The sequence below is a fragment of the Streptomyces sp. NPDC046859 genome (genome assembly GCF_040645135.1).
Classification (GTDB): Bacteria; Actinomycetota; Actinomycetes; order Streptomycetales; family Streptomycetaceae; genus Streptomyces.
Genome location: NZ_JBEYXR010000015.1, coordinates 133,173 through 147,165, shown reverse-complemented (window position 1 = coordinate 147,165; position 13,993 = coordinate 133,173). Strand labels below are relative to the sequence as shown.

Here is a 13,993-nt window from a genome sequence, read left to right as displayed (position 1 = left end):
AGGGGTGTCCTGCCGGGCCGCTGTCACTGGTCGTGAGGCCCACGGCCTCCTCACCTCCCTGTCACGGCGGTCCCGCGTCCGGTGGGATCCGCTCACGGGTACCCGCCGATCCTGGCCCTGTCCCCACCAGGCCGCCCATGGGCCGAACGTCCCGTGCGGCGGCTGGGCGGGTCAGAGCAGGGACGGGCCGCCGCTCAGCTGCGGGTACAGCGCCTCGGTCCCCTGGCACAGCGCGTCCCGCACCCGCTGGCTCACGCCGTCGGCGACCACCTCGTGCAGCCCTGCGTCGACGCCCTCCAGGGTGGCGCGGGCCACCTCGGCGGGGTCGGCCTTCGGACCGGGCACCGCCGCCGCCATGTCGGTGGCGAGGTAGCTGACGTGCAGGGCGGTGACCTGGGTCCCCTGGTCCGCGAGGGCCAGCCGCAGGGCGTTGGTCACCGACCACTCGGCGGACTTCGCGGCGGCGTACCCGGCGCTGGGGACGATCGACACCCAGGACAGCACGGAGAGGACGTTGACGAGGGCGCCGCCGCCGTTGCGGCCGAGGATGGGCGCGAAGGCCCGGCTCATGGCGAGCGTGCCGAGCACATGGGTCTCGAACTCCGTGCGGAACGAGTCCAGTTCCCCGGTGAGGATGTGCGCCCGGGTCGTGGAGCCGGCGTTGTTGATGAGGAGGGTGACGTCCTCGGCGAGGTCGGCCGCGGCGAGGACCGACTCGTGGTCGGTGATGTCCACGGCGACGGGTTCGGCCTCCGGCACGGCGACCTTCGCGGGATCGCGGGCCCCGGCGTAGACCTTGGCGGCCCCGGCGGCGAGCAGCGCCCGGACGAACTGCTCCCCGAGCCCGCGGTTGGCTCCGGTGACGAACGCGACAGACCCTTCCACCTTCATGCGTGCACCTTCCCGGCATGTGGTCCCGCGGGCTGACGACCAGTCGGTCACGCTGCGGTTCGCCGGCCCGTGGCGGTCTCTCCGAAGCTATATCGCCCGACCGGCCGTCACCACTTGACGCCGGCCGTGCTCCGCGCTCCCGCGCCCGGAACGGGACGTGACCGTCCCGGGCACGGGGCACCGCATGGGGTCACCAGGCACTCGCGCCGCCGTCCACGGCGTAGTCGGCGCCGGTGATGTAGCCCGCCCGGTCCGAGGCGAGGAACGCGGCGAGTTCGACGACCTCCTCGGGGCGGGCGAACCGCTTGAGGAGCGTCTTGCCGGTGATCGCGTCCCGGGCGGCCTGGTCGTCGCCGAGGTCCCGGTCGCTGGCCGGGGTGAGCACCGGGCCGGGGCTGATCGCCACCGCGCGGATACCGTGCGGGGCCCCCTCCAGCGCGAGCTGCCGGGTCATGCCGATGACACCGGCGTTGGCGGCGGTGTGGGCGACCATCGGAGGAGTGGCACCGGCGATGAGACCGGCCTCCGAGGCGACGTTGATGATGACGCCGCCGCCGCGCCGGACCAGGTGCGGCCAGGTGAACTTCGACACCAGGAAGGGGATGTCGAGTTCGCCCGCGATGGTCGCGTGCCAGTCCTCCACCGAGAAGTCGGGCATCGGGCCGAAGCGCTGCATGGCCGCGTTGTTGTAGATCACGTCGAGTCCGCCGTACGCCGCGGCGGCCTCGTCGGCGAGCCGCCGCACCGCGTCCGCGTCGGTGAGGTCGACCGGGGCGATGCTCGTCATCTCGCCGCCCGCGCGGCGGACGAGTCCGGCCGTGTCCTCGTTGGCCGCGACCTGGATGTCGGCGCCGACGATGCGGGCGCCCTCGCGGGCGAAGACGAGGGCCGCGACCCGGCCCATGCCGCCCGCGGTGCCGGTGATGAGCGCCACCTTGCCGTCGAGAGTTCCCATGGCACTGCTCCTGAGTGTGAGGCGCGCGGCGCGGGGTGCGCCACGCGGTGGGGGTGGGCGGTGGCTCGAAGCCCGCGCTTTGCTTGATGCGTCAAGCAAATACCTCAACCGCGCCCGGCACGGATCCATTCCCCGGGGAGTCAGGCCGCCTCGCCGGACGCCGTCGACGCGGGCCCGGCCCACGGCACGGCCGAGTTCGGTCCGCGGGAACCGGTCGAGCATGGCGCGCAGTTCACCGGCCCCGACGTACGCGCCGAAGGGTTCGGTGCCGGGCTGGAGCCGCACCCCGTCGGCGAGGGTCCCGGCCACGACGGGGTCGAAGCCGAGGCTCCGGACCAGCCGGGCCACCACGGCACGGTCCGCCGGCCGGTCACCGGCGACGGCGATCGCCGAGCGGTCGGCGGCACCGGCGGGCCGGGCCCCGCCCTCCAGGTCGTGGTAGCCCATGTGGTTGAACGCCTTGACGACGCGCGAGTCCGGCAGGAACGCCTGGACCAGTTCGCTGGTGGAGCGGCGCGGGTCGCCGAACTCCTCGCGTACGCCGTCGACCTCCCACCAGTAGTTCATGGCGTCGATCACCAGCCCGCCCCGCAGCGCCTCCACCGGGACGCTCCGGTACCTGCCCAGGGGCAGGGCCAGGATCACCACGTCGGCGGCCGAGGCGGCCTCCGCGGCGGTGACCGGAACGGCGCCGGGGGCGAGGACGTCCACGGTGAGGGCGATGGCGCCGGGCTCGCCCGACCCCGAGATCAGCACGCGGAAGCCCGCCGCCAGGGCGAGCCGGGCCAGTACGGTGCCGAGCTTGCCCGCGCCGAGGATGCCGATCGTGCGCACATCCGTGTCCATCGGGTCTCCTTCCGTTCCGTCCGGGTCAGCCGGCCAGCAGATCGCGGACCATCGGGATCACCTTGGTGCCGTACAGCTCGACCGCGCGGAGCCGGGCGCTGACGGGCAGCGCCCCCGCGGTGTAGAGGAGGTCGAACCGGCCGACGCCGAGCGAGCGGACGCTCGCGGCGATCTTGCGGGCGACCGTCTCGGGCGAGCCGATGTAGAGGGAGCCGTGCTCGATCTCGGCCTCGTACTCGGCGCGCCGCAGCGGGGGCCAGCCGCGCTGGGCCCCGATGCGGTCGCGGATCTCCCGGTACGGCTGCCAGTGCGCGTCCCGGGCCTCCTCGTCGGTATCGGCGACGAAACCGGGCGAGTGCATGCCGACCGGGTGGGCGGCGGTGCCGAGCTGGTCCGTCGCGCGCCGGTAGAGGTCCACGTAGGGGACGAAGCGACCCGGGGGGCCGCCGATGATCGCGAGCATCATCGCGAGGCCGTGCCGCGCGGTGCGCAGGACGGACTGGGGCGAGCCGCCCACACCGACCCAGGTGGTGAGGCGCCCCGACTCGGTCCGGGGCAGGACCTGGGTGTCCCTGAGCGGGGCCCGCACCGTGCCCTCCCAGGTCACGGGCCGCTCCTCGAGGAGGCGCACGAACAGGTCGAGCTTCTCCTCGAACAGCACCTCGTAGTCGGCGAGGTCGTAGCCGAAGAGCGGGAAGGACTCGGTGGACGAGCCGCGGCCGAGGATGACCTCGGCGCGCCCGCCGGACAGCGCGTCGACGGTGGCGAACCGCTGGAAGACCCGGACCGGGTCGTCGGAGCTCAGGACGGTCACCCCCGAGGAGAGGCGGATGCGGGCGGTGCGCGTGGCGATGCCGGCGAGCACGGTCTCCGGAGTCGACACGGCCCACTCGGGGCGGTGGTGCTCCCCCACGGCGAGCACGTCGACGCCGACGCCGTCGGCCAGGACGGCTTCCTCGACGACCTGCCGGATCGCCGCGGCGTCGGTGAGCAGGGCACCGGAGTCGTCCACGGGCACGTCACCGAACGTGTCGAGGCCGAGAACGAGCGCGGACGGGTCGTACGGGTCGGACATGCGGACTCCCTCGGGGGCGGTGGGCGCAAGACGGGCACAGAGGCCGCTTTGCTTGACGTGTCAAGTATTACTCCGCATACTTGACACGTCAAACGAATGAGGGCGGGACGGGCGGGCGACGCCGGGCCCATCCGACGACCGAGGAGCCGCGGACCGGCGGGACTTCGTCGAGACCGCGCAGGCGCTCCGCGGCGGGCCGGGCGCACGCCCCGGGAGCCCCGGCTGATCGACAGGACACCCCCCTGGCGCCGGGCAGTTGGGGGTTCCCCGGCAGGAGCGCCGAGTGTCCGCACGCGGCCCCCCGGGTGCGCCCCAGGGGGAACGAGAGCAGCATGGGGCAGTGGGGATCGCGGCCATGGCTCCGTACGCGGGTGTGGCGCGCCCCCTTCACAACGCGCGGCGACAGCGGGAGTGACCATGAGCGCGAAGCTGCTTTTCGTGATGACCGGGGCCTCGTACTGGACGCTCAAGGACGGGACCAGGCACGCGACCGGCTACTGGGCCGAGGAGTTCGCGGCCCCCTACAAGGCGTTCACGGACGCCGGCCACCGGGTCACGGTGGCCACCCCCGGCGGCGTGGTCCCGACCGTCGACATGATGAGCCTGCGCCCCGACATGGCCGGCGGGGCGGAGACCGCCCTCGAACTGGAGGGGATCATCCGCTCGGCGGAGGAGATGCGGCGGCCGATCCAGCTGTCCGACGCGCGGCTGGAGGACTACGACGCCGTCTACTTCCCGGGCGGACACGGCCCGATGGAGGACCTCTGGGAGGACCCCGACGCGGGACGGCTGCTGACCGCGGCCCTCGCCTCCGGCAAACCGCTGGCCATCGTCTGCCACGCACCGGCCTCCATGCTGTCCACCAGGATCCACGGCGTCTCCCCCTTCGCCGGCTACCGGGTCACCGCGTTCACCAACGACGAGGAGGACGCCGTCGGGCTGGCCTCCCGGGCACGGTGGCTCCTGGAGGACGAACTCAAGTCGCTCGGCGTGGACTTCGTACGCGGCGAGATGTGGAAGCCGTACACGGTGGTGGACCGCAACCTCTACACGGGGCAGAACCCGGCGTCGGCGGGGGCGCTCGCGGCCGAGCTGCTGAAGGCCCTGTAGGGGAGCCGGTGAGCGGCCCGGCCCCGCGGCCGGGACAGGCCGTCCAATGTGCCCAACTACACTGTGGCCATGTCGGATACGACGGCGATCAAGCCCCTCGACCAGGACGAGGAAGCGTTCCTCCGGGCCCTCGGACGGGTCATGGCGTATCTGCCGCGCGTCGTCGACGCCGACATGGCCAGGGAACAGCAGATCACCAGCAGCGAGTACACCGTGCTGGTGCATCTGTCCGAAGCCCCGGAGAACCATCTGCGGATGAGCGACCTGGCCCGTCTGTGCGGGCTCTCCCTGAGCGGGTTGACCCGCGTGGTCAAGCGTCTGGAGGCGCAGTCGCTCGTGCTCCGCGAGAAGTGCCCGGACGACGGCCGGGCCTGGCTCGCGGTCCTCACCGACGCGGGCTGGGAGCGCCTGAAGCTGGCCTGGCCGACCAACCTGGCGAGCGTGCGGCGGCATGTCTTCTCCCGTCTCGAGGGCTGTGACGTCGCCGCCGCCGCCCGGGTCCTGGAGCGCATCGCCGCGGACGACTGACCGGCGCCCGGTGTTCACCCCGTGGGTGCCGCCGCGCGGGCAGGGCGCCCCGGCCGGCGCACCGTCACGAACAGGAGGCCGCGTCATGCGGATCACCTTCCCCGGAGCGGTGGCGGACGCCGCGTACACGCACGTGAGCGGGGTGCTCGCCCCTGCCGTCCTCCAGCACAGCGTCCGGGTGTGGCTGCTCGCCGACCACATCGGCCGGCGGCAGGGCGTCGACGGCTCCGAACGCGAAGCCCTCGCCGTGGCCTGCCTGTTCCACGACGCGGGCACGGCCGACGTCTACGACGGGCCGCAGCGGTTCGAGGTGGAGGGCGCCGACGCGGCGCGCGTGTTCCTCGCGGGGCACGCCTGGCCGCAGCCGCTCGTGCGGAGCGTGTGGGAGGCGATCGCACTGCACACGTCGCCGGGGATCGCGGAGCGGATGGGACGCCTGCCCCGCCTCGTCCGGGAGGGCGTCCTCGCCGACTTCGGCCGGACCGACCTCATCCCGCCCGGCGACGAGAAGGCCCTGACCACCGCCCTCGCCGCCTTCCCGCGTCTGGACATCGAAGCCGTGCTGAGCGGCGCGGTGGTGGCGCAGGCGCTCCGGCGGCCGGAGAAGGCCCCGCCGTCGAGCTGGCCGGGCGGGCTGCTCGCCGCGCACCGGGCCGGCCCCGGCGCGAACTCGGCCTTCTGACGCCCGGATGCGGGCCCGTAGCGGTACGCGGCTCGCGTCCCCCGGGACACCGGCACGTCCGCGGAGGTGACCCGGGCCCCCGCAGGACCGATACTTCCGACAGGAGGACTTCTCCGCGCCCCGCGTGCGATCGTTGACACCCACCCGCTCTGAACAGCACCGACACAGGTCGCCAGGCCATCTGTGAGAGCTTCCCGGGAGGTACCCATGAAGATGCTGATCAACGTCGCGGAGACCGTGGTCGCGGACGCGCTGCGCGGAATGGCCGCCGCTCATCCCGAACTGGTCGTCGACGTTGACAACCGGGTGATCGTACGGCGGGACGCCCCCGTCGCGGGCAAGGTCGGGCTGGTGTCCGGTGGCGGGTCCGGACACGAGCCGCTGCACGGCGGATTCGTCGGACCAGGGATGTTGTCGGCGGCCTGTCCCGGTGAGGTCTTCACCTCGCCCGTGCCGGACCAGATGGTGCGGGCCGCTGCCGCCGTGGACAGCGGAGCCGGCGTGCTCTTCATCGTGAAGAACTACACGGGCGACGTCCTCAACTTCGACATGGCCGCGGAACTCGCCGAGGACGAGGGCATCCAGGTCGCGAAGGTCCTGGTCGACGATGACGTCGCGGTGACCGACAGCACGTACACGGCCGGGCGGCGCGGCACGGGCGCGACCCTGTTCGTGGAGAAGATCGCCGGGGCCGCCGCCGACGAGGGCCGGCCGCTGGAACGGGTGGAGGCGATCGGGCGGCAGGTCAACGAGAACGCGCGCAGCTTCGGTGTCGCCCTGGGCGCGGTCACCACACCGGCCAAGGGCAGCCCCACCTTCGACCTGCCCACGGGCGAGCTGGAGCTGGGCATCGGCATCCACGGCGAGCCCGGCCGGGAGCGGCGGGCGATGATGACCTCGGGTGAGATCGCGGACTTCGCGGTCGGCGCCATCCTGGACGACATGACGCCGCGCAACCCGGTCCTCGTCCTGGTCAACGGCATGGGCGCGACACCGCTGCTGGAGCTGTACGGCTTCAACGCGGAGGTGCATCGGGTGCTCGCCGAGCGCGGGGTCGCGGTCGCGCGCACGCTGGTGGGCAACTACGTCACCTCGCTGGACATGGCCGGCGCCTCGGTCACCCTGTGCCAGGTCGACGAGGAGATGCTGCGGCTGTGGGACGCGCCGGTCAGTACACCGGGCCTGCGCTGGGGTATGTGATCCGGGGCCGCACGAAGACGAGCCACCTGCCACGCAAGGAGATCAAGTGCTCGACGCCGACTTCTTCCGCCGTTGGATGACGGCGACCGCCGCCTCCGTGAACCGCGAGGCGGACCATCTCACCGCCCTCGACTCCCCCATCGGCGACGCGGACCACGGCAGCAATCTGCAGCGCGGGTTCGCCGCCGTCACCGCCGCGCTGGAGAAGGAGGAGCCCCAGACGCCGGGGGCGGTCCTGATCCTGGCCGGGCGGCAGCTCATCTCCACGGTGGGCGGGGCGTCGGGGCCGCTGTACGGCACGCTGCTGCGCCGCACCGGCAAGGCCCTGGGCGACGCTGCCGAGGTCGACACCGAGCAGTTCGCCCAGGGCCTGCGGACGGGGGTGGACGCGGTCATGGCGCTCGGGGGCGCCGCGCCGGGCGACGCCACGATGGTCGACGCCCTGCTCCCCGCGGTGGAGTCGCTGGGTGACGGTTTCGCCGCCGCGGCGACGGCCGCGCAGGAGGGCGCCGTCGCGACGACGCCGTTGCAGGCCCGCAAGGGACGGGCCAGCTATCTCGGCGAGCGCAGCATCGGGCACCAGGACCCCGGTGCCACCTCCTCGGCCCTGCTGGTCGCGGCCCTCGTGGAGGCGTCCGATGAGTGACACCGGGGAAGAACGGCTGGTCGGTGTCGTGCTGGTCTCGCACAGCGCGCAGGTGGCCGCGTCGGTGGCCGAGCTGGCGCGCGGGCTGGCGGGCGGCGGGACCGCGGTGCCCGTGGCCCCGGCGGGCGGCACAGAGGGCGGTGAGCTGGGGACGAGCTCCGAGCTGATCGCCGCGGCGGCGGCGTCGGTGGACCGGGGTGCCGGGGTCGCCGTCCTCACCGATCTGGGCAGCGCGGTCCTCACCGTCAAGGCGCTGCTGGCCGAGGGCGACGAACTGCCGGCGGACACCAGGCTGGTGGACGCGCCCTTCCTGGAGGGCGCGGTGGCCGCGGTGGTGACGGCGGCGACGGGCGCCGACCTCGCGGCGGTGGAGGCGGCGGCCGCGGACGCGTACACGTACCGGAAGGTGTGAGCACAGCTGGGGCGGCGGGGCCGGTGACGGTCCGGGCGGGGCCGCCCCGCGGTCCGTCACTGTCCCCGGGCGAACTTCCTGGCGACCCGCTCCCCGGTCCGTACGGCCTCTGCCGTGTCCTCGAGGGGCTCGACCACCTCGTCCTTGAAGACGATGTAGGTGACCCCGGAGGGGACGCCCCCGGCGCGGGGGTCGGCGGGGATGCCGAGTGCCTCGGCGGCGGCGTACGACGCCTCGCCGATGATGTCGCCCGGGCCGACGTCGCCGACGACCGCGTAGCGCACCCGGCCCTGGTACACGACGGCGGCGAGGGAGCCGCCGCGGACGCCGTGGGCCCGGTAGTCCCACAGGGCGCTCGGGGTGGGCACCACGATGTAGGGCAGGTGCTCGGCGCTCGGATAGCGGCCGTCGGACTGCGTGAACGCGGTGGCGGCGGAGTAGTGCGGGTCCGTTCGGCTGCTGCACCGGGCGGTGGGGCGTCCGTCGCAGTCGATGTCCATGTCGGCCTTCCAGAACACCGCCTCCTTGGTCCCGCAGACCGGGACCGTCGCGGGCCGGCCGCTGTCGGTGCGGTAGCGGCCCCGGGACACCGGGGTGCACGCGGCCACCTTGGCCAGCAGCTCGGCGGCGCTGACGTCGGCGTCCTGGCTGACGCCCGGCTCCTCGGGGGCGGGTGGCGGCGGGGTCGGCGGACTCGTCGGGGCGAGCAGGGCGGCTCCTGCCGCGGCCAGCGTCAGCGCATGCAATCGCACGATGGGTGCCTCACGTCGGGGACAAGGACACGCGTCCACCGGCGACCGGGGGATGGGACCCGGCGGTCACGCGCTGTGCACCCGCGTGGGCACCGGCGAACACTGAGCCCAATGTGCTGGCCGTCCGATCAGGCTGCCACCAGAGGGGTCCGTACGGTGCACACCGGCGGGCGACGCGTCGGGCGCGCCCGCCGGCGGCCGGGGGCCTCACTCCCTGACGGACCCAGGCCCCGGGCCACCGGCGTCCGGCGCGGGATCAGCGACGACAGCGGCCCACGCCGAGGGCATGAACTCCCGAGCCCTCGAGGGAGGTTCAGCCATGAGGACCTTCAGCATACGGAACGCCCCGCACCGGTCTCCAGCGACCACCCACCTGGACCGCACCCTTGATGTGAGCGCGTCATCCGCGTCATATTGGTCCGGACCATTGCCGTCGGTTTCCTTCGGGAGGCAGAGCCGTGCGACGCCTGTCCGCTCTCGTTCCCGCCGTCTGCGCCGGGCTCCTGCTCGCGTCCTGCGGCTGGGGAGGGTCCGGCGACGGGGGCGCCCGCCCGCCGGGGGCGCCGACCGGGGTCACGGCGCGGGCCGGCAGCGCGACCAGCGTCCACGTGATGTGGAACGCCGTGGCGGCGGGGGACGCCGGCGGGATCCGCGGCTACGAGGTGTACCGGGGCGGCACTAAGGCCGCGGAGGTGCCGGCCTCCGCGCACATGGCCGACATCACCCGGCTGGAGCCCTCCCACGGCTACGCGTTCACCGTGCGGGCCCGGGACATGGAAGGGCGGCTCGGGCCGCCGAGCCGGACGGTCCGGGCGACCACCCCGGCGGCCGTGGCCGCGGACCGGGCGGCGCCCAGCCGTCCCGGACGGGCCGCCGGACGGGCGGTCGGCAGCCGGGCCGTGCAGCTGTCCTGGACGCGGGCGACCGACGACCGGGACGTGGTGTCGTACGACGTCTACCAGGGCGGAACGAAGATCCACAGTGTGGGCGGGAACCAGACGGCCACCGTGGTCACGGGGTTGCGGCCCGGCACCCGGTACTCCTTCACGGTGCGGGCCCGGGACGCGGCCGACAACCTGTCCCCGGCGTCGGCCGCCGTGCGCCTTGCGACGCCGGGCACCGACGACGGCCGGGGCACCGCGCCGACGGGCTTCCGGGCCACGACGCGGCGCGCGGACGGGGCGTACCACGTCGATCTGAGCTGGACACCGCCGCGCACCGACGGCACCGTCACCGAGTACCAGGTCCAGCTCGACGGGCGGGCGGCCACCTCGCTCGTGTTCGGCGGGAACCCGCCGCGCGGGAAGGCCACGTACAGCTTCTACCTGGGCCCGGAGACCGGGGTGCGGCACCGGGTGCGGATCCGGGCCATGCTGCCGGACGGCACATGGGGCGGGTTCTCGGCGGAGCGGACCGTGACGACCGGGCCGTGACACCCGGCCGGCGCCGGCCGGGGGCCAAACGGTTCCGGCCGCCGGTCCCCCGAACGCGGCACCGCGTCACCTGAGCGGCCGACGCCCGCATGCGCGCACGTCCCGGTACGCGTTGGCTGCACCTGAGGCAGCACGGGCGTTCCCGACTACGGCGGCGCAACGGACGTACCGCCGACCGTGCCGCCGGAGGGCATCTCATGCGCAACTCTTCGCTCTTCCGCTCGGGCCTGACCGTGGCAGCCGCCTCCGCACTCCCCCTGTTCGCGGCCGCCGTCCCGGCCACCGCACAATCGGGGATCTCCGTGAGCACCACCGGCTCCACGGTCTCCGTCACGACCAGCGCGTGCACCCGGTCGAACGGCAGCTGGGGCACCGCCTCGCTGCTCAACAGCCGGCAGTCGAACTTCTCGCAGGGCCGCCGGGTCTCCCTGACCGGCACGGAGGCCCTGCAGTCGGCGGCGTGGTCGGACGTGAGCGCCGGGACCTCGACCGTCATCGTCATCTGCTCGGACGGGACGAGGGCGGGCACCCAGGCGGTCGTCGTCTCTCCGACCGCCCGGCCCACGATCTCGGCCACGACCTCACGCTCCCCCTCGCCCTCCCCCTCGTCCTCCCCCTCGCGCGGGGTGATGGGCGGAGTGGGCGGCAGCAACCGCGACTACGGCACGCTGACCGTGGTGGGCGGCGGTGTCCTGGTGGGCGCGGGTGTCGCGGGGGCCGCCTGGTACCTGCGCCGCCGGTCGTCGCGCCCGCGCCACCTCTGACGACCGTCCACCGCCCGCACGGCCCCGGGACTCACGCGGTCCCGGGTCCGGGCAGGTCCGGGAGCTCCTCCAGCGCGTGGGTGAGCCACTGCGTCCAGAAGGTCTCCAGATCGATGCCGGCCCGCAGCACCAGGTGCCGCAGCCGGTCCGGGGAGCTGTCCCTGCCGGGCGGGAAGTCGCGCTTCTCGATCTCCTCGTACTCGGCGAGCTGACGCCGGTGCAGGTCGAGGTGGCGCCGCAGATCCGCCTCGACGCCCGCGGTCCCCACGACCGCCGCGGCCCGCATCCGCAGCAGCAGCGTGTCCCGCATGGGCCGCGGGTCCTGGGAGGCGGCGGTCCAGCGGGCCAGTTCCTCGCGGCCCGCGGGCAGGACCTCGTAGCTCTTCCTCTGCCCGCGGGCGGGCTGTTCGGACGGCAGGGTCCGGATCAGCCCGCCGCTCTCCAGCCGCCCCAGCTCGCGGTAGATCTGCTGATGCGTCGCCGACCAGAAGTAGCCGATCGACTTGTCGAAGCGACGGGTCAGCTCCAGCCCCGAGGACGGCTTCTCGAGCAGGGCGGTGAGGATCGCGTGCGGGAGTGACATGGGGTCATCCTAGGGACGCGGTCCGGGGGTTCTACAGGCTCGCCGCCAGCTCCGTGCCCTGCTTGATGGCCCGCTTGGCGTCGAGTTCGGCGGCGACGTCCGCGCCGCCGATCAGGTGGGCGCTGCGACCCGCGGCGACCAGTGCCTCGTACAGGTCGCGGCGCGGCTCCTGGCCGGTGCACAGCACGACGGTGTCGACCTCCAGGACGGTGCTCTCGCCGCCGACGGTGATGTGCAGTCCGGCGTCGTCGATCCGGTCGTAGCGCACGCCCGGGACCATGGTGACGCCCCGGTGCTTCAGCTCGGTGCGGTGGATCCAGCCGGTCGTCTTGCCGAGGCCCGCGCCGACCTTGCCGGTCTTGCGCTGGAGCAGGTGCACGGTGCGCGGCGGTTCGGGGCGCTCGGGTGCGGCGAGGCCGCCGGGGGCCGTGTAGTCCATGTCGACGCCCCAGAGCCGGAAGTACGTCTCCGGGTCCTCGGCGGCCTTGTCACCGCCGTCCGTGAGGAACTCGGCGACGTCGAAGCCGATGCCGCCCGCCCCGAGGACGGCGACCCGGTCGCCGACCGGGGCCCCGTCGCGCAGGACGTCGAGGTAGCCGACGACGCTGGGGTGGTCGACGCCCGCGATGTCCGGGACGCGCGGGGTGACGCCGGTGGCGACGACGACCTCGTCGTAGCCGGCGAGGTCGTCGGCAGAGACCCAGGTGCCCAGGCGTACGTCGACGCCCTGCCGGTCGAGCTGGTGGCGGTAGTAGCGCAGCGTCTCGTCGAACTCCTGCTTGCCGGGGACCTTGCGGGCGACGTTCAGCTGGCCGCCGATCTCGTCCGCGCCGTCGAACAGCGTGACGTCGTGGCCGCGTTCGGCCGCGCTCACCGCGCAGGCCAGACCGGCGGGCCCGGCGCCGACGACCGCGACGCGCCTGCGCAGCCGGGTCGGGGAGAGCGTCAGCTCGGTCTCGTGGCAGGCGCGCGGGTTGACCAGGCAGGAGGTGATCTTGCCGCTGAAGGTGTGGTCGAGGCAGGCCTGGTTGCAGCCGATGCAGGTGTTGATGGCCTCGGGGCGGCCGGCGGCGGCCTTGGCAACGAAGTCGGGGTCGGCGAGCATCGGGCGTGCCATGGACACCATGTCGGCGCAGCCGTCGGCCAGCAACTCCTCGGCCAGTTCGGGTGTGTTGATGCGGTTGGTGGTGACCAGCGGGACCGACACCTCGCCCATCAGGCGCTTGGTGACCCAGGTGTACGCGCCGCGCGGCACGGACGTGGCGATGGTGGGGATGCGGGCCTCGTGCCAGCCGATACCGGTGTTGATGATGGTCGCGCCGGCGGCTTCGACGGCCTTGGCGAGGGTGATCACCTCGTCCAGCGTGGAGCCGCCGGGGACGAGGTCGAGCATGGACAGCCGGTAGACGATGATGAAGTCCTCGCCGACGGCCTCGCGCACCCGGCGCACGATCTCGACCGGGAAGCGCATCCGGTTCTCGTACGCGCCGCCCCAGCGGTCGGTGCGGTGGTTGGTCTGCGTGGCGATGAACTCGTTGATCAGGTAGCCCTCGGAGCCCATGATCTCCACGCCGTCGTAGCCGGCCTGCCGGGCGAGGCGGGCGGTGCGGGCGTAGTCGTCGATGGTCCGCTCGATGTCGGCATCGGTGAGCTCGCGGGGCGGGAACGGGCTGATCGGCGCCTGGAGGGGGCTCGGGGCGACCAGGTCCTGGTGGTAGGCGTACCGGCCGAAGTGCAGGATCTGCAGGGCGATACGGCCGCCCTCGCGGTGCACGGCGTCGGTGACGGTCCGGTGCTGGTCGGCCTCCGCGTCGGTGGTGAGCTTGGCGCCGCCCTCGTAGGGGCGGCCCTCGTCGTTGGGCGCGATGCCGCCGGTGACGATGAGGCCGACGCCGCCGCGTGCCCGCTCCGCGTAGAAGGCCGCCATGCGCTCGAATCCACGCTCGGCCTCCTCCAGGCCCACGTGCATGGAGCCCATGAGGACACGGTTGGGCAGCGTGGTGAAGCCCAGGTCCAGCGGGCTCAGCAGATGCGGGTAACGGCTCATGGGGGCCCTCCGTCGCGGTGTGGTCTGACGTAGTTGTAGAGGACCGCGCCAGAGTTATGCAACTAGTTG

At 73.6% G+C, this 13,993-nt stretch carries 14 protein-coding genes; 8 read left to right on the top strand and 6 right to left on the bottom strand.

The annotated features are described in order from the left end of the window. Nucleotides 1-171: 171 nt before the first annotated feature. From ABZ899_RS22900 to ABZ899_RS22890, 3 genes are all read right to left on the bottom strand, one after another. Nucleotides 172-891, bottom strand: coding sequence for an SDR family oxidoreductase (locus tag ABZ899_RS22900; RefSeq protein WP_361349110.1), 720 nt, complete (start codon nucleotides 889-891; stop codon nucleotides 172-174). 190 nt (nucleotides 892-1,081) lie between these two features. Continuing rightward, nucleotides 1,082-2,692, bottom strand: coding sequence for an SDR family oxidoreductase (locus tag ABZ899_RS22895; protein WP_361349107.1), 1,611 nt, complete (start codon nucleotides 2,690-2,692; stop codon nucleotides 1,082-1,084). A gap of 25 nt (nucleotides 2,693-2,717) precedes the next feature. Beyond that, complete coding sequence (locus tag ABZ899_RS22890; RefSeq protein WP_361349105.1) at nucleotides 2,718-3,767, bottom strand: LLM class flavin-dependent oxidoreductase; 1,050 nt, start codon at nucleotides 3,765-3,767, stop codon at nucleotides 2,718-2,720. A gap of 417 nt (nucleotides 3,768-4,184) precedes the next feature. Here ABZ899_RS22890 and ABZ899_RS22885 point away from each other — a divergent pair, with 417 nt between their 5' ends. From ABZ899_RS22885 to ABZ899_RS22860, 6 genes are all read left to right on the top strand, one after another. Continuing rightward, on the top strand, nucleotides 4,185-4,877 hold the full coding sequence (locus ABZ899_RS22885) for a type 1 glutamine amidotransferase domain-containing protein (protein WP_361349102.1): 693 nt from the start codon (nucleotides 4,185-4,187) through the stop codon (nucleotides 4,875-4,877). Nucleotides 4,878-4,946: 69 nt separating this feature from the next. Further along, a complete protein-coding gene (locus ABZ899_RS22880; RefSeq protein WP_361349099.1) occupies nucleotides 4,947-5,405 on the top strand; it encodes a MarR family transcriptional regulator in 459 nt (152 codons plus the stop codon). Nucleotides 5,406-5,490: 85 nt separating this feature from the next. Beyond that, the gene (locus ABZ899_RS22875; protein ID WP_361349096.1) at nucleotides 5,491-6,087 is read left to right on the top strand and encodes an HD domain-containing protein; all 597 of its coding nucleotides are present in this window, start codon (nucleotides 5,491-5,493) and stop codon (nucleotides 6,085-6,087) included. Nucleotides 6,088-6,294: 207 nt separating this feature from the next. After that, nucleotides 6,295-7,287: a dihydroxyacetone kinase subunit DhaK gene (gene dhaK / locus ABZ899_RS22870; RefSeq protein ID WP_361349093.1), complete on the top strand. Its 993-nt coding sequence runs from the start codon at nucleotides 6,295-6,297 to the stop codon at nucleotides 7,285-7,287. A 46-nt stretch (nucleotides 7,288-7,333) separates the two neighbouring features. Then, nucleotides 7,334-7,933 (top strand): dihydroxyacetone kinase subunit DhaL, encoded by a 600-nt coding sequence (dhaL, locus tag ABZ899_RS22865; protein WP_361349090.1) that lies wholly within the window; start codon nucleotides 7,334-7,336, stop codon nucleotides 7,931-7,933. Beyond that, nucleotides 7,926-8,345 carry a PTS fructose transporter subunit IIA gene (locus ABZ899_RS22860; RefSeq protein ID WP_361349087.1) on the top strand — a complete coding sequence of 140 codons (420 nt, stop codon included), beginning with the start codon at nucleotides 7,926-7,928 and terminating at the stop codon, nucleotides 8,343-8,345. The genes dhaL and ABZ899_RS22860 overlap by 8 nt, the downstream gene beginning before the upstream one ends. 56 nt (nucleotides 8,346-8,401) lie before the next feature. On the opposite strand, the gene ABZ899_RS22855 is transcribed toward ABZ899_RS22860, so the two are convergent. Beyond that, the gene (locus ABZ899_RS22855; RefSeq protein ID WP_361349084.1) at nucleotides 8,402-9,097 is read right to left on the bottom strand and encodes a glycoside hydrolase family 75 protein; all 696 of its coding nucleotides are present in this window, start codon (nucleotides 9,095-9,097) and stop codon (nucleotides 8,402-8,404) included. Between the two features lie 458 nt (nucleotides 9,098-9,555). Between ABZ899_RS22855 and ABZ899_RS22850 the strand changes: the two genes are divergently transcribed. Both ABZ899_RS22850 and ABZ899_RS22845 read left to right on the top strand, forming a co-directional pair. Further along, complete coding sequence (locus tag ABZ899_RS22850) at nucleotides 9,556-10,530, top strand: fibronectin type III domain-containing protein (protein ID WP_361349081.1); 975 nt, start codon at nucleotides 9,556-9,558, stop codon at nucleotides 10,528-10,530. Between the two features lie 197 nt (nucleotides 10,531-10,727). Beyond that, nucleotides 10,728-11,294 (top strand): hypothetical protein, encoded by a 567-nt coding sequence (locus ABZ899_RS22845; RefSeq protein ID WP_361349078.1) that lies wholly within the window; start codon nucleotides 10,728-10,730, stop codon nucleotides 11,292-11,294. A gap of 31 nt (nucleotides 11,295-11,325) precedes the next feature. Here the strand turns inward: ABZ899_RS22845 and ABZ899_RS22840 are convergent, their stop codons facing one another. Then, nucleotides 11,326-11,877, bottom strand: coding sequence for a PadR family transcriptional regulator (locus ABZ899_RS22840; protein WP_361349076.1), 552 nt, complete (start codon nucleotides 11,875-11,877; stop codon nucleotides 11,326-11,328). A 31-nt stretch (nucleotides 11,878-11,908) separates the two neighbouring features. Next, nucleotides 11,909-13,924: an NADPH-dependent 2,4-dienoyl-CoA reductase gene (locus ABZ899_RS22835; protein ID WP_361349073.1), complete on the bottom strand. Its 2,016-nt coding sequence runs from the start codon at nucleotides 13,922-13,924 to the stop codon at nucleotides 11,909-11,911. Between the last annotated feature and the right edge of the window lie 69 nt (nucleotides 13,925-13,993).

Bases quoted from the DNA above. Each gene is read 5' to 3' on its own strand.
- ABZ899_RS22900 (WP_361349110.1), bottom strand. From the start codon at position 891: ATGAAGGTGGAAGGGTCTGTCGCGTTCGTCACCGGAGCCAACCGCGGG.
- ABZ899_RS22895 (WP_361349107.1), bottom strand. From the start codon at position 2,692: ATGGACACGGATGTGCGCACGATCGGCATCCTCGGCGCGGGCAAGCTC.
- ABZ899_RS22890 (WP_361349105.1), bottom strand. From the start codon at position 3,767: ATGTCCGACCCGTACGACCCGTCCGCGCTCGTTCTCGGCCTCGACACG.
- ABZ899_RS22885 (WP_361349102.1), top strand. From the start codon at position 4,185: ATGAGCGCGAAGCTGCTTTTCGTGATGACCGGGGCCTCGTACTGGACG.
- ABZ899_RS22880 (WP_361349099.1), top strand. From the start codon at position 4,947: ATGTCGGATACGACGGCGATCAAGCCCCTCGACCAGGACGAGGAAGCG.
- ABZ899_RS22875 (WP_361349096.1), top strand. From the start codon at position 5,491: ATGCGGATCACCTTCCCCGGAGCGGTGGCGGACGCCGCGTACACGCAC.
- dhaK (WP_361349093.1), top strand. From the start codon at position 6,295: ATGAAGATGCTGATCAACGTCGCGGAGACCGTGGTCGCGGACGCGCTG.
- ABZ899_RS22860 (WP_361349087.1), top strand. From the start codon at position 7,926: ATGAGTGACACCGGGGAAGAACGGCTGGTCGGTGTCGTGCTGGTCTCG.
- ABZ899_RS22845 (WP_361349078.1), top strand. From the start codon at position 10,728: ATGCGCAACTCTTCGCTCTTCCGCTCGGGCCTGACCGTGGCAGCCGCC.
- ABZ899_RS22840 (WP_361349076.1), bottom strand. From the start codon at position 11,877: ATGTCACTCCCGCACGCGATCCTCACCGCCCTGCTCGAGAAGCCGTCC.
- ABZ899_RS22835 (WP_361349073.1), bottom strand. From the start codon at position 13,924: ATGAGCCGTTACCCGCATCTGCTGAGCCCGCTGGACCTGGGCTTCACC.